This is a genomic window from Variovorax sp. P1_H2 (assembly GCF_056405295.1).
Genome location: NZ_JBFUCJ010000051.1, coordinates 22,416 through 44,139 on the forward strand (window position 1 = coordinate 22,416; position 21,724 = coordinate 44,139).

At 67.9% G+C, this 21,724-nt stretch carries 23 protein-coding genes and 1 riboswitch; of the genes, 6 read left to right on the forward strand and 17 right to left on the reverse strand.

The genetic code is table 11. The features are described from left to right. The first annotated feature begins 4 nt into the window (after positions 1–4). Entirely contained in the window at positions 5–502 is a 498-nt protein-coding gene (locus tag AC1D2E_RS18330; protein ID WP_478198709.1) for a YidB family protein, read from the forward strand. Between the two features lie 142 nt (positions 503–644). Continuing rightward, positions 645–1,823, forward strand: a complete 1,179-nt coding sequence (locus tag AC1D2E_RS18335; protein ID WP_478198710.1) for an MFS transporter — start codon at positions 645–647, stop codon at positions 1,821–1,823. A 263-nt stretch (positions 1,824–2,086) separates the two neighbouring features. Here AC1D2E_RS18335 and AC1D2E_RS18340 read toward each other — a convergent pair whose 3' ends face one another. Together AC1D2E_RS18340 and AC1D2E_RS18345 are read right to left on the reverse strand one after the other, a co-directional pair. Next, positions 2,087–2,914: a lysophospholipase gene (locus tag AC1D2E_RS18340; protein ID WP_478198711.1), complete on the reverse strand. Its 828-nt coding sequence runs from the start codon at positions 2,912–2,914 to the stop codon at positions 2,087–2,089. After that, the gene (locus AC1D2E_RS18345) at positions 2,911–4,404 is read right to left on the reverse strand and encodes a M20 family metallopeptidase (RefSeq protein WP_478198712.1); all 1,494 of its coding nucleotides are present in this window, start codon (positions 4,402–4,404) and stop codon (positions 2,911–2,913) included. The genes AC1D2E_RS18340 and AC1D2E_RS18345 overlap by 4 nt, the downstream gene beginning before the upstream one ends. A gap of 126 nt (positions 4,405–4,530) precedes the next feature. Between AC1D2E_RS18345 and AC1D2E_RS18350 the strand changes: the two genes are divergently transcribed. Continuing rightward, positions 4,531–5,370, forward strand: coding sequence for a DUF72 domain-containing protein (locus AC1D2E_RS18350; RefSeq protein ID WP_478198713.1), 840 nt, complete (start codon positions 4,531–4,533; stop codon positions 5,368–5,370). Between the two features lie 149 nt (positions 5,371–5,519). On the opposite strand, the gene AC1D2E_RS18355 is transcribed toward AC1D2E_RS18350, so the two are convergent. From AC1D2E_RS18355 to AC1D2E_RS18375, 5 genes are all read right to left on the reverse strand, one after another. Next, the gene (locus AC1D2E_RS18355) at positions 5,520–6,059 is read right to left on the reverse strand and encodes a bactofilin family protein (protein WP_478198714.1); all 540 of its coding nucleotides are present in this window, start codon (positions 6,057–6,059) and stop codon (positions 5,520–5,522) included. A gap of 146 nt (positions 6,060–6,205) precedes the next feature. Further along, complete coding sequence (locus AC1D2E_RS18360) at positions 6,206–6,793, reverse strand: IMPACT family protein (RefSeq protein WP_478171313.1); 588 nt, start codon at positions 6,791–6,793, stop codon at positions 6,206–6,208. A 22-nt stretch (positions 6,794–6,815) separates the two neighbouring features. Further along, positions 6,816–7,400: a methionine biosynthesis protein MetW gene (gene metW, locus AC1D2E_RS18365; protein WP_478171312.1), complete on the reverse strand. Its 585-nt coding sequence runs from the start codon at positions 7,398–7,400 to the stop codon at positions 6,816–6,818. Next, positions 7,397–8,578 (reverse strand): homoserine O-succinyltransferase MetX, encoded by a 1,182-nt coding sequence (gene metX / locus AC1D2E_RS18370; protein WP_478198715.1) that lies wholly within the window; start codon positions 8,576–8,578, stop codon positions 7,397–7,399. The genes metW and metX overlap by 4 nt, the downstream gene beginning before the upstream one ends. A gap of 117 nt (positions 8,579–8,695) precedes the next feature. Continuing rightward, positions 8,696–9,262: a TMEM165/GDT1 family protein gene (locus tag AC1D2E_RS18375; RefSeq protein WP_478198716.1), complete on the reverse strand. Its 567-nt coding sequence runs from the start codon at positions 9,260–9,262 to the stop codon at positions 8,696–8,698. A gap of 16 nt (positions 9,263–9,278) precedes the next feature. Next, positions 9,279–9,453: riboswitch (yybP-ykoY riboswitch) on the reverse strand. 247 nt (positions 9,454–9,700) lie between these two features. On the opposite strand from AC1D2E_RS18375, the gene AC1D2E_RS18380 reads away from it, so the two are divergent. After that, the gene (locus AC1D2E_RS18380) at positions 9,701–10,225 is read left to right on the forward strand and encodes an RNA recognition motif domain-containing protein (RefSeq protein ID WP_478198717.1); all 525 of its coding nucleotides are present in this window, start codon (positions 9,701–9,703) and stop codon (positions 10,223–10,225) included. 195 nt (positions 10,226–10,420) lie between these two features. Here AC1D2E_RS18380 and AC1D2E_RS18385 read toward each other — a convergent pair whose 3' ends face one another. Genes AC1D2E_RS18385 through AC1D2E_RS18400 form a run of 4 tightly spaced genes read right to left on the reverse strand, consistent with a single transcriptional unit; the run spans position 10,421 to position 13,380 of the window. Beyond that, a complete protein-coding gene (locus AC1D2E_RS18385) occupies positions 10,421–11,194 on the reverse strand; it encodes an SDR family oxidoreductase (protein WP_478198718.1) in 774 nt (257 codons plus the stop codon). Between the two features lie 4 nt (positions 11,195–11,198). Continuing rightward, the gene (lptC, locus tag AC1D2E_RS18390) at positions 11,199–11,834 is read right to left on the reverse strand and encodes an LPS export ABC transporter periplasmic protein LptC (RefSeq protein WP_478198719.1); all 636 of its coding nucleotides are present in this window, start codon (positions 11,832–11,834) and stop codon (positions 11,199–11,201) included. Then, positions 11,831–12,379, reverse strand: coding sequence for a KdsC family phosphatase (locus AC1D2E_RS18395; protein WP_478198720.1), 549 nt, complete (start codon positions 12,377–12,379; stop codon positions 11,831–11,833). Before AC1D2E_RS18395 ends, lptC begins: the two co-directional genes overlap by 4 nt. Beyond that, complete coding sequence (locus AC1D2E_RS18400) at positions 12,379–13,380, reverse strand: KpsF/GutQ family sugar-phosphate isomerase (RefSeq protein ID WP_478198721.1); 1,002 nt, start codon at positions 13,378–13,380, stop codon at positions 12,379–12,381. Before AC1D2E_RS18400 ends, AC1D2E_RS18395 begins: the two co-directional genes overlap by 1 nt. 88 nt (positions 13,381–13,468) lie before the next feature. On the opposite strand from AC1D2E_RS18400, the gene AC1D2E_RS18405 reads away from it, so the two are divergent. Next, positions 13,469–15,454 (forward strand): cation:proton antiporter, encoded by a 1,986-nt coding sequence (locus AC1D2E_RS18405; protein ID WP_478198722.1) that lies wholly within the window; start codon positions 13,469–13,471, stop codon positions 15,452–15,454. Between the two features lie 979 nt (positions 15,455–16,433). Here the strand turns inward: AC1D2E_RS18405 and AC1D2E_RS18410 are convergent. The 6 genes from AC1D2E_RS18410 to rpmH all read right to left on the reverse strand — a co-directional run bounded on the left by AC1D2E_RS18410 (position 16,434) and on the right by rpmH (position 21,130). After that, on the reverse strand, positions 16,434–16,901 hold the full coding sequence (locus AC1D2E_RS18410) for a cyclic nucleotide-binding domain-containing protein (RefSeq protein ID WP_478198723.1): 468 nt from the start codon (positions 16,899–16,901) through the stop codon (positions 16,434–16,436). An 83-nt stretch (positions 16,902–16,984) separates the two neighbouring features. Next, positions 16,985–18,397 carry a tRNA uridine-5-carboxymethylaminomethyl(34) synthesis GTPase MnmE gene (gene mnmE / locus AC1D2E_RS18415; RefSeq protein WP_478198724.1) on the reverse strand — a complete coding sequence of 471 codons (1,413 nt, stop codon included), beginning with the start codon at positions 18,395–18,397 and terminating at the stop codon, positions 16,985–16,987. Positions 18,398–18,462: 65 nt separating this feature from the next. Next, the gene (yidC, locus tag AC1D2E_RS18420; protein WP_478198725.1) at positions 18,463–20,250 is read right to left on the reverse strand and encodes a membrane protein insertase YidC; all 1,788 of its coding nucleotides are present in this window, start codon (positions 20,248–20,250) and stop codon (positions 18,463–18,465) included. Beyond that, positions 20,247–20,534 (reverse strand): membrane protein insertion efficiency factor YidD, encoded by a 288-nt coding sequence (gene yidD, locus AC1D2E_RS18425; RefSeq protein WP_478198728.1) that lies wholly within the window; start codon positions 20,532–20,534, stop codon positions 20,247–20,249. Before yidD ends, yidC begins: the two co-directional genes overlap by 4 nt. Next, on the reverse strand, positions 20,534–20,923 hold the full coding sequence (locus tag AC1D2E_RS18430; RefSeq protein ID WP_478198726.1) for a ribonuclease P protein component: 390 nt from the start codon (positions 20,921–20,923) through the stop codon (positions 20,534–20,536). Before AC1D2E_RS18430 ends, yidD begins: the two co-directional genes overlap by 1 nt. Before the next feature lie 72 nt (positions 20,924–20,995). Next, on the reverse strand, positions 20,996–21,130 hold the full coding sequence (gene rpmH / locus AC1D2E_RS18435; RefSeq protein ID WP_007834827.1) for a 50S ribosomal protein L34: 135 nt from the start codon (positions 21,128–21,130) through the stop codon (positions 20,996–20,998). Between the two features lie 332 nt (positions 21,131–21,462). Here rpmH and AC1D2E_RS18440 point away from each other — a divergent pair. Further along, the coding region (locus AC1D2E_RS18440; RefSeq protein ID WP_478198727.1) for a DnaA N-terminal domain-containing protein at positions 21,463–21,724 on the forward strand (262 nt) is incomplete at its 3' end.

A 21,724-nucleotide genomic window follows, 5' to 3' on the forward strand; every position in this document is an offset into this window, starting at 1 on the left:
ACTCATGTCAGGACCCATCATGGGATTGCTCGATTCGGTACTCGGTCAAGTGCTCGGCGGCGCGCAGCAGCAGCCTCAAGGCGGCGGCCTGGGTGAACTCGGTGCGCTTTTCGGCGGCGCGGGCGGCTCGGCGGGCGATCTCGGCGGCCTGGCCGGCGCGCTCGGCGGCCTGCTCGCCAACAACGGCGAAGTCGGTGGTCTCGGTGGGTTGGTCTCCAAGTTCGAGCAGGCCGGGATGGGCGATGTCATTGGCTCCTGGGTCGGCAAGGGCGAGAACGCGCCGATTTCCGGTGGTCAGCTGCAGGAGGTACTGGGAAGCGATGCCATCGCGGGCATCGCGCAGAAGCTCGGCATCAACAGCGCGACGCTGCTGCCGATGCTGGCCGCGCTGTTGCCGACGCTCATCGATCACCTCACGCCCAAGGGCCAGATGCCGGCCGAAGGGCTGGCCACGCAGGACGATCTGCTGTCTTCGCTGAGCGGGCTGCTGCAAAAGAGCTAGGAGCCCCACGCTCCCTGTCTGTGGGTCGCGGCCCCCAAAGGGGGCCGCAGGCAGGCCGCCTTGGGGCGGCCCGGCGCCGGCCTGGCGGCGAAGCCGTCCTTCCGCCGTGATAGAACGGGCGTCCCTTTCAGCCTCCAGCCCCATGAACCGCAATCTCTGGCTGCTCGCCATCTGCCAWGGCCTGTTCCTCACGAACAACGTCACCTTCATCGCCATCAACGGCCTGGTCGGGTTCTCGCTGGCGCCGCGCGGCTGGATGGCGACCTTGCCGGTGATGGGCTATGTGGTCGGCGGCGCGCTCGCCACCGGCCTCGTGGCGCGCACCCAGCAGCGCTTCGGCCGGCGGCGCTCGTTCCAGATCGGAATCGCCGTGGCGCTCGTCTCTGCGCTGCTGTGCGCCCAGGCCGCGCTCTGGCAGAACTTCTGGCTGCTCTGCGCGGCCACCGTGGTGGCAGGCTACTACAACGCCAACGCCAGCCTCTATCGTTTCGCCGCCGCCGAACTCGCGGCGCCCGAATGGCGCGAAAAAGCCGTCTCGCTGGTGATGGCGGGCGGACTGCTCGGCGCGGTGGCCGGCCCGAACCTCGCCGCCGCGACGCGCGACTGGTTCGCCGTGCCTTTCGCCGGTGCCTATCTGACGCTGGCGGCGGTCGCGCTGCTGTCGTTGGCGATGATGCAGTTCATCGATTTTCCGGCGCCACCGGCCCGATCGGCAGCCAAGGGCGGGCGCACCCTGGGCGAGATCGCGCGCCAGCCGATGTTCATCGTCGCTGCGGTCTCGGGCGCTCTCGGCTTCGGCGTGATGAACCTGCTGATGGCGGCGACGCCGATTGCGATGCAGGTTTGCAGCCTGCCCTTCGAGAACATCGCCCTGGTGCTCGAGTGGCACGTGATCGGCATGTTCGCACCGGGCTTCTTCACCGGTCACCTGATCCGCCGGATCGGCGTGCTGCCGGTGATGGGCATGGGCCTGGCGCTCAACCTGGGCTGCATCATGGTCGCGCTGTCGGGCGTGGACCTGCACCAGTTCCTGCTCGCGCTGTTCATGCTTGGCGTCGGCTGGAACTTCCTCTTCACCGGCAGCACCACGCTCTCGCTCGCGGCCTACACACCCGAGGAGCGGGACCGCGCCCAGGGCGCACTCAACTTCTGCGTCTTCGCGACGCTGGCGCTGAGCTCTTTCGCATCGGGCGTGCTGGTCACGACACAGGGCTGGCGGCTGCTCAACCTCGGCTCGCTGGTGCCGGTGCTGCTGACCGGCGCCGCGCTGCTGTGGCTCGTGCGACGTCAGCGCACCGCGGCCGCGGCTGCAGCGGCTTAGGGCCTGTTCACCCTATTTCCGGGATCGCGTTGCCGGGCGAAGGGGCTGGATGCAAGGCGCCTGTGCGCAGCAAGGCTTTCGCCTTGCAAGCGCGGGCAACGCCGCAGACGGCCCCTTCGCCCAGCAACCCGAAGGGAAGGCCTGCCAGGACGAGCCACTCGACGTTGCACTCCTTGCATGTGCCAACGCACATGCCGCGTCGCGCGCCTTGATTGGCCCGTCCTGGCAGGCCTTCGCGACCCCGGAAATAGGGTGAACAGGCCCTAAGCGCCGGGGAAGCGGGCGTCGAGCCAGTGGCGCAGCGTCCCGAACACCGGCTCGGCGTCGCGCTCGTTGAAGATCTCGTGGTAGAGCGTCGGGAAGCAGATGGTGCTGACGACCGAAGCCGGCGCGGCGTCGGCGAAGGCCCGGCTGCCGGCCGGCTTCACCAGCCGATCGTCACCTGCATAGATCAGCAAGGTCGGCACCTGCCAGGCCGGCGCCGCCGCCTGCACCGCGGTGCCCTCGTTGGCCAGGAAGCCTGCCAGGCGGGCGCCGATGCGGTCGTGGCACAGCGGGTCGGCGCGGTAGGCCTCGGCCACGGCCCGCTCGTGCGAGAGGAAGTCGACGTCGAGCCCGTTGCCTACGCGCAGCTTCGGTGCCAGGCGCGACAGCGTGGCGACCAGCAGCTTCTGGAAGCCGCCGAGCCCGGCATCGAGCGCCGGTGACGACAGCACCAGCGCGTCGACCTCCCGCACCCCGCGCGCCACGGCGCTGGCCGCCACCAGCCCGCCCAGGCTGTGGCCCAACAGCACCAGCGGCAATCCGGGAAAGGCCCGACGCGTGTCGTCAACCACCAGCGCCAGGTCGTCGACCAGTCGGGCCGGGGTCGGCAGGCCGCCCCGTGCGCCGCTCGATGCGCCGTGGCCATGGTGGTCGGCGGCGCGCACCGCGAAGCCCCAGCCGTTGAGACGCGCGGCGACCGTGGCATAGCGTCCGGCGTGCTCCCCCAGACCGTGCACCAGCAGCACGACGGCCCGGGCCGGGCCGGTCTCGATCGGCCAGTCGCGCAACGCCAGCGTTTCGCCGTCGGGTGTACGCAGCGTCGTCAAGCGGCGGCGGCGCGGGCGGCCGGCAGCGCGGCGATGACTTCGGCCACCGCCGCCGTCAGCTTCTTCGCGTACGGCACGTGCAGGAACTCGTTCGGTCCGTGTGCGTTGCTCTTCGGGCCCAGCACACCGCAGACCATCATTTGCGCCTTCGGGAATCCCTGGCTCAGCATGTTCATGAGCGGGATGGTGCCGCCCTGCCCGATGTAGCCGCAATCGGCGCCGAAATGGGCTTGCGAGGCGGCGTTCAGCGCGCGTTCGAACCAGGAAGCGGTGTCGGGCGCATTCCAGCCGGTGGCGCCGCCGCCGCTCTCGAAGGTCACCCTGGCCTGGTAGGGCGCGTTGTCCTCCAGCAGCTGCTTGAGCTGCTGCACCGCCTGGTCGGCATCGACCAGCGGGGGCAGCCGCAGCGAGAGCTTGAAGGCGGTGTAGGGGCGCAGCACGTTGCCGGCGTCCTTCAGGGCCGGGAAGCCTTCGGCGCCGGTGACCGACAGCGTCGGCTTCCAGGTGCGGTTGAGCAGGGCCTCGAGCGGATCGGTGGTGGTCGGCAGCGCGAAGGTGGTCGAGCCGCCGCAGTCGTAGTGGGCCCACGGAAAACGCTTGTAGACCTCCTCGCCGAGGATGGCCGCCGTGGCGCGGGCCTGCGCCAGCCGTTCGGCCGGTACTTCGCAGTGGAAGCTCTCCGGCAGCAGGCGGCCGGTCTTGCTGTCCTCGAGGCGGTCGAGCACCTGTCGCATGATGCGAAAGCTCGACGGCACCAGGCCGGAGGCGTCGCCGGAGTGGATGCCCTCGGTCAGGATCTCGACCTTCAGCGTGCCGCTGGCCATGCCGCGCAGCGAGTTCGTGAGCCACAGCTGGTCGTAGTTGCCGGCGCCCGAGTCGAGGCAGATGACCAGCGAGACCTCGCCCAGGCGCGCCCGCAGCACATCGACATACGGCAGCAGGTCGTAGGAGCCGGATTCCTCGCAGGTCTCTATCAGGCCGACGATCCGCGGATGGGCCGCGCCCTGCGCCTTGAGCGCCTGCAGCGCAGCAATGCTGGCATACACCGCGTAGCCGTCGTCGGCGCCGCCGCGGCCGTAGAGCAGGCCGTTCTCGTACTTCGGCGTCCAGGGGCCCAGGTCGTTGCGCCAGCCGGTGAATTCGGGCTGCTTGTCGAGATGGCCGTACATCAGCACGGTCTCCGTCATGCCGGTCCCGGTGGCGGGCACTTCGAAGAACAGCACCGGCGTACGGCCTTCGAGGCGCACGATCTCGAGCTTCAGGCCCTCGACCTTCTGCGCCTCGACCCAGCTGGCGGCGTTGCGCAGCACGGTGTCGAGATAGCCGTTCTGCGACCAGTCCTTGTCGAAGCCCGGCGACTTGGCGGGGATGGCGATGTAGTCGGTGAGCTGTCCGACGATGTCCTGGTCCCATTGAGCGGAGACGTCGGACAGCACGCGGCCGGCGTCGAGCAGGCCGGCGGGCATTTCACGGTGGAGGGGGGCGTTCATATCGGGGGCTCCGCGGAGTGGGGAAACGATGTTAGTGCCTCTTGGCGCTTCCTGCGCGAAACGCCGCCATCCGGCCCGGGGATGCGATAAAAAGGCGAGCTTCACGACACCGACCGAAGGGAAGCCATGACAGCGCGCACCCCAGGAGAAGCCGCTTCGACGAAACTGCGCATCCGCATCCGCGTCGGCGTGGGTGGCTGGACCTACGAGCCCTGGCGGGACAACTTCTACCCCGCCAAGCTCCCCCATGCCCAGGAGCTGAGCTATGCGAGCCGGCAACTCACGGCGATCGAGGTCAACGGCACCTACTACAGCACCATGAAGCCGGCCAGCTTCAGGAAATGGAGCGACGAGACGCCCGGCGGCTTCGTGTTCGCGCTCAAGGCCTCGCGCTTCGCCACCAACCGCAAGCTGCTCGCGACCGCCGGCGAATCGATTGGGCGCTTCATCGACAGCGGCATCGAGGAGCTCGGCCCCAAGCTGGGCCCGATCGTGTGGCAGTTCATGCCGACCAAGGCCTTCGATCCGGAGGACTTCGCAGGCTTCCTCGCGCTGTTGCCGGCGAAGGCGGGTAGCCTCGCGCTGCGCCACGTGATGGACGTGCGGCACGAGAGCTTCAAGTCGCCGGCGTACCTGGCACTCGCCCGCCAGCACAAGGTGGCGACCGTGTTCACCGATTCCGGCAAGTTCCCGTCCTTCGCCGACCTGACCGGCGACTTCGCGTATGCGCGGCTCATGAACAGCGAGGCGACGCGCGAGACCGGCTACGCGCCCGAGGCGCTCGACGCCTGGGCCGAGAACGCACGCACCTGGGCCGCGGGCAAGACGCCGGCCGCGCTGCCGCACGTCGAGCAGGACGGCCCGTCGAAGGCCGGCAAGGCGCGTGATGTCTTCGTCTTCTTCATCAACGGCGCCAAGGAAAGAGCACCCGCGGCTGCAAGTGCCTTGATCGAGCGGTTGGCCTGATCAGGCCTCCCTCGCAAGATAAAAGCCCGCCGCAAGGCAGGCTTTCGTTGGTGGAACACCGCGGAACCGGCTTCGCCGGTCCGTTGGTGTTGCCCCCGGCAGGGGGTGGGCGGCTACACGCAGTGAGCCAACCTGGGGGCGAGCGATGGTCAGGCTGCGGCTTGCAGGGCGGCCGCCGGCTTGGCGGCGCTGCTCGACGGCGCGGATGCGCCGAAGCTGATCTCGCCGGACAGCTGGCCGCCTTCCTCGACGACGATCTTGCCGTAGCGGATCTTGCCGGTGACTTTGCCGGTCGAATGAATGACGAGCTTCTCGCGCACCGTCAGGTTGCCATCGAACAGGCCGCGAATCTCGGCAATGTCGATTTCGGCCGAGCCCTTGAAGGCACCTTGTTCGGCAATCTGCATGACGCGCGAATCCATCGTCGCTTCCACCAGGCCTTCGACCACCAGCGTGTCGCAGTCTGTGATCTCGACGCCCTTGAGCTTGATGTTGGGACCGACGGTCAGCTTGCTGCCGCCTTCCTTGGCAACGCTCGCCGCGGCGTTGGCGGCCTGGGTGCTGAGCGTCGACGGGTTGACGGGCGTACCCGACAGATTGGTGCTCGAACCCATCAGCGGCGCGGGACGGGAGGTGAGATTTTCGGCTTCGCGATCACGTTTGCCGAAGAAGGGGGACTGTGTGGCCAATGGGTAGCTCCTCAAAACGTCTATCGTAAGAAGCACATTTCGCCTCGCGGCACTTCATTGCGCAAGAGGCGTAACTGAATAAATCCAGATGCGACAAGATTTGCGAACTTTTGCTCTCTTCTTGGTGCGCGTTCCGCCCCACAGGCTCAGGCTTGCAGCCAGGCGACGCGCCCTTGCGCCGCATCGCCGACGCGCGCAATGAAGTCGTCCGCCACCGGCTCGGGCAGGCTGAAGTCGAAATGCACCATGCTTTCGTGGCGCACGCCGTCGAGTGCGGCACCGACTGCGGCGATCTCGCGCCGCAGCAGTCCCTCGAGCGCATAAGGCACCGCGCAGTGCAGCACGCGCTGGCGCACCAGCGGCAGCAGCGGGGCATCGATCAGCGTCTGCGCGATGCTGTCGGTGTAGGCCCGCACGAGGCCGCCGGCCCCCAGCTTGACGCCGCCGAAATAGCGCACAACCGTCGCCAGCACGCCGTCGAGATCGTGGTGCCGCAGCACTTCGAGCATCGGCCGGCCGGCGGTGCCGCCAGGCTCGCCATCGTCGTTGGCCGCCGATTGGCCACCCGCCATCAGTGCCCAGCAGACATGCGCTGCCGCCGGGTGTTCGCGGCGCAACGCGTCGACCACCGCCTGTGCCCCGGCGCGGTCGGCGACCGGCTGGACACAGCCGATGAAGCGGCTCTTCTTGATGATGAGTTCGCTGTGGCGCGCGGCTGCGAGAGTGAATGGCATGGCCTCGGACCTGGGGCGAGCGTCAACTGCGTTCGAACTTGAAGACAGCGGTGCTGGCGCGCGCGTTCGGCAGCCAGCGCACTTCGCGTCCGTCCTGCAGGCCGAAGGCGTCGAGCACGCGGAGGCGATTCTTGTGTGCCAGCGCCTCGAAATCCTTGAAGGTTCCGACGCGGATATTGGGCGTGTCGTACCACTGGTAGGGCAGGCGGCGCGTGACCGGCATGCGGCCGCGCGCGATGCTGATGCGGTTCGGCCAATGGGCAAAGTTGGGAAAGGCGACGATGCCGATGCGGCCCACGCGCGCGGTCTCGCGCAGCATCACCTCGGCGTTGCGCAGGTGCTGCAGCGTGTCGATCTGGAGCACCACGTCGAAGGAGGCGTCGTCGAACATCGCCAGCCCCTCGTCGAGGTTGAGCTGGATCACGTCGACGCCGCGCCGCACGCACTGCAGCACGTTGCCGTCGGCGATCTCGACACCGTAGCCGCTGCAGCCCCGCTCGCGTTGCAGCAGGTCGAGCAGCGCGCCGTCGCCGCAGCCGAGGTCGAGCACGCGCGCGCCTTGGGGCACCAGGCGGGCGATCAGGTTCTGCGTGTGGCTGTCGCTCATGGGAGAACCTTCGTGCTTCGCACTGCGGTGCCTTCGAAACTGGCGGCGATGCGCTCGAAGTAGGAGCGGACCACGCTCATGTAGCGCACATCGTCGAGCAGGAAGGCGTCATGGCCGTGCGGCGCGTCGATCTCGGCGTAGCTCACGTTGCGACGGTTGTCGAGCAGGGCCTTCACGATCTCGCGGCTGCGTGAGGGCGAGAAGCGCCAGTCGGTGCTGAAGCTCACCAGCAGGAACTTGGCGCTGGCCTGGGCCAGTGCCGCGCGGAGGTCGCCGCCGAAGTCGCGGGCCGGATCGAAATAGTCGAGCGCGCGCGTGATCAACAGGTAGGTATTGGCATCGAAGTACTCGCTGAACTTGTCGCCGTTGTAGCGCAGGTAGCTTTCGATCTGGAACTCGACCTCCTGTGTCGAATAGAGGAACTCGGTGTTCGCGGCGCTGCCCTCGACGGCGCTGCGCAGGGCGCGGCCGAACTTCTCGTTCATCACGTCGTCGCTCTGGTAGGTGATGTGGCCGATCATGCGGGCGATGCGCAGGCCGCGCCGCGGGATCACGCCATGGGCGTAGAAATGGCCGCCATGGAAGTCGGGGTCGGTGACGATGGCGCGCCGCGCCACTTCGTTGAAGGCGATGTTCTGCGCCGTCAGGCTCGGCGCGCTGGCGACCACCACCGCATGCTGCACGCGGTTCGGATACTGCAGCGTCCACGACAGCGCCTGCATGCCGCCCAGGCTGCCGCCCATCACGGCCGCGAGGCGCTCGATGCCGAGCGCGTCGAGCAGCGCGGCCTGCGCCGCGACCCAATCCTCGACCGTCACGACCGGGAAGTCCGCACCGTAGGCGCGCCCGGTCTCGGGGTTGTCGTGCATCGGGCCGGTGGAGCCGAAACAGGAGCCGAGGTTGTTGATGCCGATGACGAAGAAGCGGTCGGTGTCGACCGGCTTGCCGGGACCGATCATGTTGTCCCACCAGCCTTCCGACTTCGGCTGGTCGGCATAGACGCCGGCGACGTGATGGGACGCGTTGAGCGCATGGCACACCAGCACCGCATTGCTGCGCTCGGCGTTGAGCCGGCCATAGGTTTCGTAGGCCAGGGTGTAGCGGCTGATCGACGCGCCGCTGCGCAGTGCCAGCGGACCCGCGAACTGCATCGATTGCGGAGTGACGACGAAGGACATGAATGAAAAAGACCCGGCCTCGCCAAAAACGAGCCGGGTCCGGCATCCGTCTTTAGCTGCATTTGTAAAGCGCCCGCAAGCTGGAGCAAATCGGCGCGTGGCGGAAGTATATGCCGCTCAACCCCAGCCGATCAACGCGACGACGCCCAGCACCAGGAAGATGGCGGCGGAGATGCCGTGCACGAGCTTGATCGGCACGCGCTTGACGATGCGCTCGCCCAGCCAGACCACCGGCGCGTTGGCGAGCATCATGCCCAGCGTGGTTCCCATGACGACCCACACATAGGCATCGACGTAGCGCGCCGCGAGCATCACGGTGGCGATCTGCGTCTTGTCGCCCATCTCGGCGAGGAAGAAGGCCAGCACGGTGGTCCCGAAGACGCCGAAGTGCGAGGACTTGGGAACGTCGCCGTCGTCGATCTTGTCCGGGATCAGCATCCAAAGCGCCATCGCGATGAAGGAGCCGCCGAGGATCCACCGAAGAATGTCGGGGCCGAGAACATGGGTGACCCAGTTGCCGACCGCGCCGGCCAGTGCGTGGTTCAGGATCGTCGCGGCAAGGATGCCGGCCACGATCGGCCACGGCTTGCGGAATCGCGCCGCCAGGATGAGGGCGAGAAGCTGGGTCTTGTCACCCATCTCGGCAAGCGCGACCACGCCGGTTGCGACGAAGAAAGCTTCCATGGGAAAAGGGACTCCTACGGCCGAAGGACACAATTGACCGCGCAACACCTTCGGCCGAATCCCGAAGTTGCGCGGTCAAAGGTCTCGCCAGGCTGCTGCTGTTTGCGCCATGTGCTGCACGGGTGCAGTACAAGTCTGTTGACGCAAACCCTTCTCGCGATGGAAGGCGGCTAATCCCCAATGACCGGGCGATTGTAGCGTGCCCGGGAGTCCATATGTAAGCAAGTACTGACTCCAGAATAAATTTGCCCAGCCATCGACTGGGTGCAAATTCCTACTTGCATTTCATCCGTTTCACCCATAATGCACGAGCCTCCCTCCAAAATTCGGGGGGCGAATCGGTGATCGGTCAGTTTCGCGCAACCCGGCGGATGTTTCGCCGGATTGCTGCTCTCGGGACTCCATCGCTTTTCTTGATGTGTTTATAGGAGTCCCTTGATGGGCAACAAACTGTACGTCGGTAACCTGCCTTACTCGGTGCGCGACGGTGATCTCGAGCAAGCCTTCGGCCAATTCGGCGCCGTGACGAGCGCCAAAGTCATGATGGAACGCGATACCGGTCGTTCCAAGGGCTTCGGTTTCGTCGAAATGGGCAGCGATGCGGAGGCACAAGCAGCCATCAATGGCATGAACGGCCAACCCCTCGGTGGCCGCAGCGTGGTCGTCAACGAAGCCCGTCCGATGGAAGCCCGTCCGCCGCGCAGCGGTGGTGGTGGCTACGGCGGTGGCGGCGGCGGTTATGGTGGCGGCGGTGGCGGCTATGGCGGTGGTGGTGGCGGTTATGGCGGCGGTGGCGGTGGCGGTCGCAGCGGCGGTGGCGGCTACGGCGRCGGTGGTGGTGGCCGCAGCGGCGGTGGCGGCGGCGACGGCGGCTTCCGCAGTCCCTACGGCGCCGGCCCCCGTGGCGGCGGTGGTGGCCGCGGCGGCTACGGCGGCGGCAACGGCGGCAACAGCGGCTATTGATCGCGCCGAACGCGAAACGCCACCATCAAGAAGGCTCCCGAGGGGGCCTTTTTTCATGGACGCAACGGATCCGGGTCCCGGCCGGCGCAGCCAGGCCCGTTGGTGAAACACCGCGGAACCGGCTTCGCCGGGCCGCCGGTGTTGCCCCCGGTAGGGGGTGGGCGGCTACACGCAGTGAGCCAACCTGGGGGCGAGCTATTCCTCCCGCCGCTTGCGGCCGCGGCCTTGGAAGATTCGATCGAACAGCGGATTCGGCAGCAACCGCATCAGCTTGGCGACCACCCCCATCTGCCACGGAATCACGCGGTAGCTGGTGCCGGCCCGGATCGCGCGGAAGGCGCGATCGGCGAACGCTTCCGGCTGCAGCAGGAAGGGCATGCCGTAGCGGTTGCCCTGCGTCAGCGCAGTGTCCACATAGCCGGGACACAGCGTGACGACCTTGACGCCGCTGGCCCGCATTTCGCCGCGCAGGCTTTCGCAGTAGGCCACCACGCCCGCCTTGCTGGCGCAGTAGGCGCCGTGGCCGGGCAGGCCGCGGATGGCGGCGACGCTGCCGATCCCCACCAGGCGGCCGCTGCCGCGCGCCGCCATGGCGGCGACGAAGGGATGAAAGGTCGCCGCCAGGCCGAGGTTGTTGGTCGCGAAGATGCGCGCCATCACATCGAGGTCGCCGCGTTCGGCGGTGTCCATGCCGATGCTGATGCCGGCGTTGGCGATGACCACGTCGGGCAGGCCTTGTTGTTCGATGCAGGCGTCGCCTGCCGCAACGATGCTGTCGAGCTTGGCCACGTCGGCGCCGTAGATCCGCCAGCGGGCCGGGTCCAGTTGCCGGGCGACTGTCCAGGCCTCGACCTCGGCCGTGCGCCGCGCCACCAGCGCCAGGTCGTAGCCGGCGTCGTAGAAGCGCGCCGCCAGCGCCTGTCCGATGCCGCTCGAGGCCCCGGTGACGAAGAGCAGCGGATGTCTCATGCGATCAGGGTTTCGGGCCGGGCGCCGCAGGCATCAGCAAGCCGCGCACGCGGCCCTTGAGGTTGGCGACCCCGCTGAGGTTGTCGTAATCCATGGAGTCGGCCGTGAACCGGTCGCCGTCGCGGATCAGCGTGACCGGCCGGTCCGACTTCACCCGCTCGGTATCGAGGAAGGCATGCAGGAACTCGCCGCGGAACTCGAGCCGCGGCAGCGGCGCGCCCTTGCTCGACTTGGCGGCGTCGCGGATCACGACCGCATTGCCGAACAGCTGGATCTCGCTGCCGTCGCCATTCGACACGCCGCGATCGGCGTAGCCGTGCGTGACCAGTCCCTCGACCGAGATGGAGCGCCAGCGCACCTGGTCGACCTCGAGCGTGTCGGTGTCCGGATAGTGCCGGCCCTCCTTGCCGAAGACCTCGGTGCGGAGGTCGCCGTTGGGCTGGAAGTTCTTCATCGAGAAGTCGCGCATGAAGTAGTCGGGCTCGTGCGTCGGCGCTTCCTTGGGCAAGGGCGCGAGCATTTCCGGGGCGTTGCGCACCAACCAGTAGGTGCCCAGCGCGAGCACCGCGGTCAGGATGATCGGCAGGTAGATCGTCAGCCGGTCGAAGGCATCGCGCAGGACGCGCCAGGCGGACTTCATTCGGCCAGGCCCCGCGCCTGGTCCAGCAGCCGACGGTAGTGCCCGCCGGCGGTCAGCAGCAGGTCGCAGAATTCGCGCGCCGCACCCTCGCCGCCCCGGGCGGCGGTGACGTGGTGCGCGATGGCACGCACTTCGACGTGGGCGTTGGCCGGCGCCGCCGCGAAAGCGACGCGCGACAGCACCGGCAGGTCGGGCCAGTCGTCGCCGATCGCGGCCGCCTGCGACCAGTCGAATCCCAGTTGCGCCAGCATCGCCTCGGCGGCCGGCAGCTTGTCCTCGGTGCCATAGCGCACGTGGGCGATGCCCAGCGCCTCGAGCCGCACGCGCAGGGGCTTCGAGTCGCGGCCGGTGATCACGGCCGGCGTGATGCCGGCCGTGCGCAGCAGCTTGAGGCCGTAGCCGTCGAGGATGCTGAAGCGCTTGAGCGTCTCGCCGTGCTCGGTGAAATAGACGCCGCCATCGGTCAGCACGCCGTCGATGTCGAAGAAGGCGATGCGGATGTCCTGGGCGGCCAGCAGTGTCTCGGGCTTGAATTCAATGCCCATCAGATGACCTTCGCGCGCATCAGGTCGTTGATGCTGAGCGCGCCGATGAGGAGGCCGGCCGCATCGACCACCAGCACGCTGGTGATGCGATGCTGTTCCATGAGATCGGCCGCTTCGGCGGCCAGCGCGTCGGCACGCAGCGTGCGCGGGCCGGCATGCATCACCTCGGCGGCCCGGAGGGCACGCAGGTCGGCGCCGGTCTCCACCTTGCGGCGCAGGTCACCATCCGTGAAGATGCCGATCGCGCGGCCGTCGGGGCCGACCACGGCGGTGGCACCGAGCCCCTTGGAACTCATCTCGCGCATGATCTCGCTCAGGCTGGCGTCGGGGCCGACGCGCGGCACTTCATCGCCCGAGCGCATGACATCGCTGACGTGGGTCAGCAGCTTGCGGCCCAGCGCGCCACCGGGGTGCGAACGGGCGAAATCCTCCGTGCCGAAACCGCGGGCATCGAGCAGCGCCACCGCGAGCGCGTCGCCCATCGCCATCTGTGCGGTGGTGCTGGCGGTCGGCGCGAGGTTCAACGGACAGGCCTCCTTCTCGACGCCGCTGTCGAGGACGATGTCGGCATGGCGTGCGAGCGTCGAGTCGATGCGGCCGGTCAGCGCGATCAGCGGCACGCCCTGGCGCTTGACCACCGGCAGGATGGTGGTGAGTTCCTCGACCTCGCCGCTGTTGGAGATTGCCAGCACGAGGTCGACCGCCTTGATCATGCCGAGGTCACCATGGCTGGCCTCGGCCGGGTGCACGAACATCGCGGGCGTGCCGGTCGAGGCGAGGGTGGCCGCGATCTTGCGGCCGACATGGCCGCTCTTGCCCATGCCCATCACGACCACGCGGCCGCGAACATCGAGGATCTTCTGCACTGCGGCGGGAAAGGCGGGACCCAGGCGGTCCTTGAGGCCGAGCACCGCCGCCGCCTCGATGTCGAAGGTCGTGCGGGCGCGCGCCAGCAGCGCGTCGGGATCGATCGTGGGGATCACGGGAGGGCGGGAGCTCATCGGCGGATTTTATCGGTCGGCCGGGCCATGGCCAGACAGAGGACGAATTCGCAGCCGGAGCCGGCAAGCGTGTTGCTAGCATGCGGTCATGTCCTCGCTCGATCTCACGCTGATGTACTTGCTTGCTGCGGTGATCGGCGTGGTGATATGCCGGTCGCTGCGGCTGCCGCCGATGCTCGGCTACCTGACGGCCGGCGTCCTGATCGGGCCGCACGCGCTGGCCCTGGCGCAGAACTCGGAAGGCATCCGCCACCTGGGCGAATTCGGCGTCGTCTTCCTGATGTTCGTGATCGGGCTCGAGTTCAGCCTGCCCAAGCTGCGCGCGATGCGCCGGCATGTCTTCGGCCTCGGACTGCTGCAGGTGATGCTGACCATCGCCATGGCCACCGGCGGCGCCTTGCTGATCTCGACCTGGCTGCCGGCGGCCTGGAGGCTCGACTGGCAGGCCGCGCTGGTGTTCTCGGGTGCGCTCACGATGAGCAGCACGGCGATCGTGGTCAAGCTGATGGCGGAGCGCCTCGAACTCGACAGCGAGCACGGCAAGCGCGTGATGGGCGTGCTGCTGTTCCAGGATCTGGCGGTGGTGCCGCTGCTGGTGCTGATCCCGGCGCTCGGCGCCCCGCCGGAGACCTTGCTGAAGGCCCTCGGATTCGCGCTGCTGAAGGCCGGCTTCCTGATCGCCCTGCTGCTCTACGGCGGTCCGCGCGTGATGCGCTGGTGGCTCACGCTGGTGGCGCGCCGGCGCAGCGAGGAGCTCTTCATGCTCAACCTGCTGCTGATCACGCTCGGCCTCGCCTGGCTGACCGAGCTGGCCGGCCTGAGCCTGGCGCTGGGCGCCTTCGTGGCCGGCATGCTGGTGTCCGAGACCGAATTCAAGCACCAGGTCGAGACCGACATCCGGCCCTTCCACGACGTGCTGCTCGGGCTCTTCTTCATCACCATCGGGATGTCGCTCGACTGGCACGTGATGGTCGATCACTGGGTGCTGGTCGGCGTGCTGCTGCTGCTGCCGCTGGCCTTCAAGCTGCTGCTGGTGACGCTGCTGGCGCGCGTGCTCGGCGCCACCAGCGGGGTGGCGCTGCGCACCGGCCTCTACCTGGCGCAGGCCGGCGAATTCGGCTTCGTGCTGCTGGCCCTGGCCCAGGGCCAGGACCTGCTGCCGGCCTGGCTGGCCAATCCGGTGCTGGCCTCGATGGTGCTGTCGATGCTGTCGACGCCCTTCATCATCATGTACAGCGACCGCATCGTGCGAAAGCTGGTGGCCAGCGACTGGCTGCAGCAATCGCTGCAGATGACCACGATCGCCCGCAAGACCATCAACACGGCGCGCCACGTGATCATCTGCGGCTACGGGCGCTGCGGCCAGAACCTGGCGCGGATGCTGGAGCGCGAAGGTATTCCCTACCTGGCGCTGGACCTCGACCCGGACCGCGTGCGCCAGGCCGCCGCGGCCGGCGATTCGGTGGTGTTCGGCGATGCATCGCGGCTGCAGGCGCTGATGGCGGCCGGGCTGGCGCGCGCCAGCGCCCTGGTCGTGACTTATCAGGACGTGCCCGGCGCGCTCAAGGTGCTGGCCAACGCCCGCGCGCACGCGCCGCAGGTGCCGGTGATCGTGCGCACGCAGGACGACCGCGACCTCGAGAAGCTGCAGGCGGCCGGCGCGACCGAGGTGGTGCCGGAGGCGATCGAGGGCTCGCTGATGCTGGCCAGCCATGCGCTGGCGCTGGTCGGCGTGCCGATGCGGCGCGTGATCCGGGTCGTGCAGGACCAGCGCGATGCCCGCTACAACCTGCTGCGCGGCTACTTCCACGGTGCCGACGACGACAACGCCGACGAGATCGACCACGAGCGGCTCAACAGCTTCACGCTGACGGCCGGCGCGCGCGCGATCGGCCAACCGCTGGCCGGTCTGGCGCTGGCGGGGCTGAACGTCCGGGTTGCCAGCCTGCGCCGGCGCGACGGCAAGGCGGCCGACGCCGACGACGACACCGTGCTGGCCGATGGCGACACCCTGGTGCTGTCGGGCAAGCCCGGCGCCCTGGCGATGGCCATCGACAAGCTGCAGAAGGGCTGAGGACGCGGCTCCGTCGTCAGCTTGGCAAGCGCGGGTTGCGTTTTTCTTCTTCTATCTGCTGCTGGCGATGCACCGCTTCGCATTGGGCGTGGGCGCTGAGTTCAGGCTTTGCGCACTGGGCGGCCAGGCAGCGGACACGGGCGATGAAATTGAGACCGGCGCACTGCGCCTGCGGGGTCGGCGAAGCGGCCGGGGACGGTGCCGGTGGTTCGGGCGCCGGTGCAGCCAGAACCACCGGCGCGGGTGGCGTCGCTGGTGGCGGCGCCTTGCGAGGCTTCGGCGTGCCGGGCTTTACCGCTGCGACCGATGGCAGCGTTGTCGGTGAGGATGCCCGTGACTGTGCCGGTTCCGGTATCGGCGCAGGTGCAGGTGCAGGTGCAGGCGCCGGTGCGGTCGGCAGAGGCGGGGGCTCCGCGGGCAGTGTCGCCAGGGACGAAGACAACCCGGGCTCGACCGGCCCGGTGGGCTCGGGAGGTGGCGGCAGGGGCGCTGCGGACTCGAGGGCTGCGGGTACCTGGGTCGATGCCTCGGGAACGGCCGGCGGCACCGTCGCAGAAGGTGCTGGCGATGGAAGCACCTCGCGGGGACCTGGCGAGCCGGGTGACAAGAACCAGCCCGCGGCAGCGACCAGCCCGCCGGCGACCAGCAGACCGATCACGGCCGTTCGCAAGGGGTTCGGGCTCGGCGGCGGCGGCACGGCCTTTCGCGGCGCGATCTTCGCGACGACGGGCGCGTCAACGCGGGCGGGAGCTGCCGCGGGCCTGGTGGACCGTCGCCGCGGACTCGCTGCGGCGGGCCGCGGAGGGTCCGGATCCATCGGCATCCGCTGCGTGGCGGCCCATTCTTCGCTGGCGCCGGAAGCGGCAGTCGACGGCGCCGGACTCGGCGGGACCAGCCTCCTGCCGCATCCCTTGCAGAACTTGGCGCCGTCTCGGTTGTCGGTGCGGCAATCCGCGCATGCCTGCGTCATCGTCAGGCGTCAGGTCACGGCCACCCGCTTGGGTTTGTTCACCATCCGCTTGGCGATGACCGCACCGAGACCCAGCGTGAGTTCCAGGGCCAGATTGGGTTGCCGGTTCGACATCTCGGCGAAGCGGATGGCCGTCAGTCGCCAGACGCGGGCAGCGCCGGTGGCGATCACATTGGCCGAACGCGGCGCGCGCGAGAAGAAGGAACCCTCGCCCACCACCGAGCCCGGGTTCAGGATCGCCAGCTGCATCTGGCCCTTGTCGCCGATCAGGTGCACGCTGAGCGCGCCGCTCTCGATGAAGAAGACCGTGCGGTCGCTGGTGCCCTGGTCGATCAGCACCTGCCCGGCGGAAATGTCGAAAGGCTGCAGATAACCGGCCACCGTCTCCCACTGCTGCGCAGTGAGCGCCGGGGCGAAGGCGTCGTAGCTGGTGTTCTGCGCAATGGCGCGGCAAAGATTCTGAATGCTGGATGACATCGTGCTGACCCTGCTGTGCGTGTGCAGTATCCGCGAAAGCCTAAATTTACGGTGACATATGTCACACAAAGCCACACTTCGAACTACTTGCCGATGCAAAAACGGGAAAAGATCACGCCCAGCAGATCGTCGGCTCCGAACTCGCCGGTGATCTCGTTCAGCGCGTTCTGCGCCAGCCGCAGTTCCTCGGCCAGCAAATCCAGGAATTGTGCGTGGGCCGCCAGGTGGGTGGATGCCAGCGCAATGTGTTCCTCGACCCGCGACAACGCCTGCACGTGGCGCGCCCGCGCCAGGTAGACGCCTTCGGGCACCGCCTGCCATCCGGCCACTTCCAGCAATTCGCGCCGCAGGGTCTCGATGCCGGCGCCGGTGCGGGCCGACAGGCGGACGCCGGTGTCGGGCAACGCTGCAGTCGGCGGCGCGGCATCGAGCTTGCTCCAGACATCGATCACCGGCACGCTGGCCGGCAGCCGGGTGGCCAGCAAGCCCGCGATGTCGGTATCGGCCCGGGCGTAGGCCGGCGCTGCGCTGCGCGTCAGGTCGTGCAGAAACAGCACGGCGTCGGCGCCTTCGATCTGACCCCAGGCGCGGGCGATGCCGATCTGCTCGACCTCGTCGGCGCTGTCGCGCAGGCCGGCGGTATCGACCACGTGCAGCGGCACACCCTGGATCTGGATGGTCTGCGAGACGACGTCGCGGGTGGTCCCCGCGATTGCGCTGACGATCGCCAATTCGGCCCCGGCCAGCGCATTGAGCAGCGAACTCTTGCCGGCGTTCGGCTGTCCCGCGATCACGACCTTGATGCCCTCGCGCAGCAGGGCGCCCTGGCGGGCCCGCTGCTGCACCGTGGCCAGCTGGGCCTGCAGCAAAGCCAACTGGCCCGCGGCATCCGCTTCCTGCAGGAAGTCGATTTCCTCGTCCGGGAAGTCGAGCGTCGCCTCGACCAGCATCCGCAGCCGCACCAGCGCTTCGAGCAGGGTGTGGATCTCGTCGGAGAAGGCACCCGACAGCGAACGGCTGGCGCTGCGCGCCGCGGCCTCGGTGCTGGCGTCGATCAGGTCGGCAATGGCCTCGGCCTGTGCCAGGTCGATCTTGCCGTTGAGGAAGGCGCGCTGGCTGAACTCGCCGGGCTCGGCCACCCGCAAGCCCGGGAGGCGGGGCCGGCCGGTCGCCGGATCGGCTTCGGCGGCGGCCGCGAGGCAGCGTGCCAGCAGCAGCTGCAGCACCACCGTCCCCCCGTGGGCCTGGAGCTCGAACACGTCTTCGCCGGTGAAGGAGTTCGGGGCCGGGAAAAACAGCGCCAGCCCGCGGTCGATCGGCGAGCCATCGGCGTCCTGGAAGGGCAGATAGCTCGCTTCGCGCGGCTTCAGCGCGCGTCCGCACAGGCTGCGGGCGAGCGGTGCCAGGTCGCGGCCGGAAACGCGCACGATCCCGACCGAACCGCGGCCGGAGGCCGTGGCGATGGCGACGATCGGATCGGCGGTGCGCGAGAGCATGGGGAGGATTCTTCCAGCAAGAAGGGCCGCTTTCGCGGCCCTTGGGAGTGTCCGATGCCGAGGCCTTACTTGGCCGGCTTCGCCAGCTTCGGCGCCTTGAGTGACTTGGGCGGATTGCCCAGTACGCCCAAGCGCTTGTTGATGAACCACTGCTGCGCGATCGACAGCACGTTGTTGGTGATCCAGTACAGCACCAGGCCGGCCGGGAAGAAGATGAACATCACGCTGAAGGCCAGCGGCATGATCCACATCAGCTTGGCCTGCATCGGGTCCGGCGGCGTCGGGTTGAGCCAGGTCTGGAACAGCGAGGTGGCGGTCATCACCACCGGCAGGATGAACCAGGGGTCCGGTGCCGAGAGGTCATGGATCCACAGGATCCAGGGCGCATGGCGCATCTCGACCGAGGACAGCAGCACCCAGTAGAGCGCGATGAAGACCGGGATCTGGATCACGATCGGGAAGCAGCCGCCCATCGGGTTGACCTTTTCCTCGCGGTAGATGCGCATCATCTCCTGCTGCATCTCCTGCGGCTTGTCCTTGAGCCGCTCGCGCATTTCCATGATCTTCGGGTTGATGGCCTTCATCTTGGCCATGCTGGCGTAGGCCTTGGCGTTGAGCCAGTAGAAGGCCGCCTTCAGCAGGACCACCAGCGCGACGATCGACCAGCCCCAGTTGCCGAGGATGCCGTGCAGCTTGTTCAGCAGCCAGTAGAGCGGCTTGGAGATGATGGCGAAGATGCCGTAGTCCTTGACCAGGTCGAGGCCGGGGGCGAGCGTCTCGAGCTTCTTCTCTTCCTCGGGTCCGGCGAACAGGTTGCTGTCGATGGTCTGGGCGGCGCCCGGAGCCAGCTGGGGCACCTGCAGCACCATCGCCACCGAGAACAGGTTGTTGCCGAGGTCGGCGACGCGGAATTCGCGCTTGAGGGTGTCGCTGCCCGGCACGTTCAGCAGYCAGGCCGAGACGAAATAGTGCTGCACCATCGCCACCCAGCCGTTGTCGGCGGGCGCCGGCAGTTCGACCTTGCCCTTGGTGATGGCGCTGAAGTCGATCTTCTGGAACTTCTTCTGCTCGGTGAAGATGGCCGGGCCGGTGAAGGTGTTGGTGCCGAACATGGTGCCGGCCGCCACCGTGCCATGGCGCGTGAACTGCAGGTAGAGCTGCGCATCGCGCGGCTTGTCGCTGACATTGACGATCTGGTGCTTGATGCGGATCGAGTAGTCGCCGCGCTGGAACACGTAGGTCTTGACGTACTTCAGGCCGCCCACGGGCTGCGACTCGAAGGCCACCTCGAGCGTGTTCTGGCCCTCGGCCAGTTCGCGCGGTCCGGGGCGCGCAGTCATCAGGCTCAGGTGATTCGGGAAGCGATCGCCGGTGTCGACGGTGTTCAGCAGGCCGGTCTGGGCCACGTAGCGGGTGGCGGGAGAACCGTTCTCCATCAGCAGCACGGGCCGGACTTCGTTCTGCGGCACCGGCAGGCCGACCAGGCGGCGGAACCACTCGACCAGGCCACCATGGTTGGTTTGGTCGAGGAACTGCAGCAGCTGCAGCTCGGACAGCGTGCCGCCCTCGCCGTCGATGGTGGCCTTGAAGACATCGGTGGAGACCGTGACCTTCTCGCCGATGGCCGGCGCGCTGCCCTGCACCGGCACCGCGCCTGCCGCAGGCGCGGCGGCCGCGGGGACGCCATTGGCGTTCGCGGCGGCGGGCGTCGCCGACGGATCGGCCGGAGCGCTGGTCTTGGTCGAGGGCAGGAAAGTCGGCTTGTGGCCGTTGTAGACCTGCCATTGGTCCCACAGCAACACCAGCGAGAAGCCAAAAATCACCCACAGGATGGTGCGGCGGATATCGTTCATGAAGAAGACTTCTTGTCGTCGGAAGAGAGAAAGGCGAACAGCGATCCTTGCCTTGGCATCGGTCGCTGTGTCTTCGGGGGAACCGGATCGTGGCCGCCCTCGCACCAGGGCTGGCAGCGGGCGATGCGGCGCAGCGCGAGGTAGCTGCCCTTGGCCGCGCCGTGCTGCTCGAGCGCACCGATGGCGTAGACGGAGCAGGTCGGCTCGAAGCGGCAGGATTGGCCGAGCCACGGGCTCAGCAGCAGCCGATAGCCCTTGACGAGACCGATCAGGATGCGCCGCATCATGCGCGCGCCGTCGCGGCCCGCTCCAGCAATTGCTGGAGTTCGGCACGGACGGCGGCCTTGAGCTTGTCGGATGCCGCGCTGACGAATTGCTTGCGATCGAATGCCGCGCGCAGGCGCACCACATGCGCCGCGCGCGGCAGCGAGGCTTCAGTCGCGGCAGCGCTCACGGTGTAGATCTGGCGTTTGATCGCGTTGCGGGTGACCGCGCGGCGGGCCCAGCGCTTCGGAACCATCGCGCCGAGCCATACGTCTTCGATGGCGAACAGCGGCGCAGCCCCGGTCGGCGCGTCGAGCGCGCAGCGGTGCAGTGCGAAGTGGGCTGTGCGCGCCACGGTGGCACCTGCGAGGACGGCCTGGAACTGCGCGCGGGTCTTGAGCCGCTGCATGGAAGCCAACCGCGGGACGCCGTCGGACGGTGAAGGCGGCAGCGGGTCGACTGGCAACGGTGCCGGCGAGTCTTAGACGGCCAGGCGCTTGCGGCCCTTGGCGCGGCGTGCGTTGATCACGGCGCGGCCACCGCGGGTCTTCATGCGGACCAGGAAGCCGTGGGTACGGGCGCGGCGGACTTTGGATGCTTGATACGTGCGTTTCATGATGATTTCCTGATTCACCGGCAAGGCCGGCGTGTGAGCCTCCGGGCCCCGAAGGCCGTCGGCAGTTTTTTTACCGGGCTGGGAGACCCCCACAGATACGAATTCCCCGGATACCCCGAAACACACAAAGAAGGTTTTCAGGGAAACCCGCGATTATCGCAAAGTTTCAGCTGGCCGACAATCTCGGTCGCATCCGCAGGTGATTCGGCGACCGTGGAAACCATGTGGATAAGGTTTTGACAAGTTAGAATCCAGGGCGCATCGCGGGTGCGACTATCCACAATACCAAGACGAGAGAATGGCTGAGGGACAAACCACTTTTCAGAGCGCCCATGCCGGGTGAAGGCATCGGTGACAGCCTCTGGCAGGCCTGTGTCGACCAGCTCGCACAGGAACTGTCTGAACAGCAGTTCAACACCTGGATCAAGCCGCTGACCGCCAAGGTCACGGACGATCTTTCACGCGTCACGGTCTTCGTCGCCAACCGCTTCAAGCTCGACTGGATCCGGGCCCAGTATGCCGGCAAGATCGCCGCGATGGCCGAGAAGCTCTACGGTCAGCCGGTCATCATTGAGTTAGCGCTCGCTCCTCGGG

Coding starts and splice junctions, on each gene's coding strand:
- mnmE (WP_478198724.1), bottom strand. CDS start 18,397: ATGCTCTCGCGCACCGCCGATCCGATCGTCGCCATCGCCACGGCCTCC.
- AC1D2E_RS18330 (WP_478198709.1), top strand. CDS start 5: ATGTCAGGACCCATCATGGGATTGCTCGATTCGGTACTCGGTCAAGTG.
- AC1D2E_RS18400 (WP_478198721.1), bottom strand. CDS start 13,380: ATGAGCTCCCGCCCTCCCGTGATCCCCACGATCGATCCCGACGCGCTG.
- rpmH (WP_007834827.1), bottom strand. CDS start 21,130: ATGAAACGCACGTATCAAGCATCCAAAGTCCGCCGCGCCCGTACCCAC.
- lptC (WP_478198719.1), bottom strand. CDS start 11,834: ATGAAGTCCGCCTGGCGCGTCCTGCGCGATGCCTTCGACCGGCTGACG.
- AC1D2E_RS18410 (WP_478198723.1), bottom strand. CDS start 16,901: ATGTCATCCAGCATTCAGAATCTTTGCCGCGCCATTGCGCAGAACACC.
- AC1D2E_RS18360 (WP_478171313.1), bottom strand. CDS start 6,793: ATGCCATTCACTCTCGCAGCCGCGCGCCACAGCGAACTCATCATCAAG.
- AC1D2E_RS18345 (WP_478198712.1), bottom strand. CDS start 4,404: ATGAACGCCCCCCTCCACCGTGAAATGCCCGCCGGCCTGCTCGACGCC.
- AC1D2E_RS18430 (WP_478198726.1), bottom strand. CDS start 20,923: ATGCAGCGGCTCAAGACCCGCGCGCAGTTCCAGGCCGTCCTCGCAGGT.
- AC1D2E_RS18375 (WP_478198716.1), bottom strand. CDS start 9,262: ATGGAAGCTTTCTTCGTCGCAACCGGCGTGGTCGCGCTTGCCGAGATG.
- yidD (WP_478198728.1), bottom strand. CDS start 20,534: ATGCGGCGCATCCTGATCGGTCTCGTCAAGGGCTATCGGCTGCTGCTG.
- AC1D2E_RS18405 (WP_478198722.1), top strand. CDS start 13,469: ATGTCCTCGCTCGATCTCACGCTGATGTACTTGCTTGCTGCGGTGATC.
- metX (WP_478198715.1), bottom strand. CDS start 8,578: ATGTCCTTCGTCGTCACTCCGCAATCGATGCAGTTCGCGGGTCCGCTG.
- AC1D2E_RS18350 (WP_478198713.1), top strand. CDS start 4,531: ATGACAGCGCGCACCCCAGGAGAAGCCGCTTCGACGAAACTGCGCATC.
- AC1D2E_RS18395 (WP_478198720.1), bottom strand. CDS start 12,379: ATGGGCATTGAATTCAAGCCCGAGACACTGCTGGCCGCCCAGGACATC.
- AC1D2E_RS18385 (WP_478198718.1), bottom strand. CDS start 11,194: ATGAGACATCCGCTGCTCTTCGTCACCGGGGCCTCGAGCGGCATCGGA.
- metW (WP_478171312.1), bottom strand. CDS start 7,400: ATGAGCGACAGCCACACGCAGAACCTGATCGCCCGCCTGGTGCCCCAA.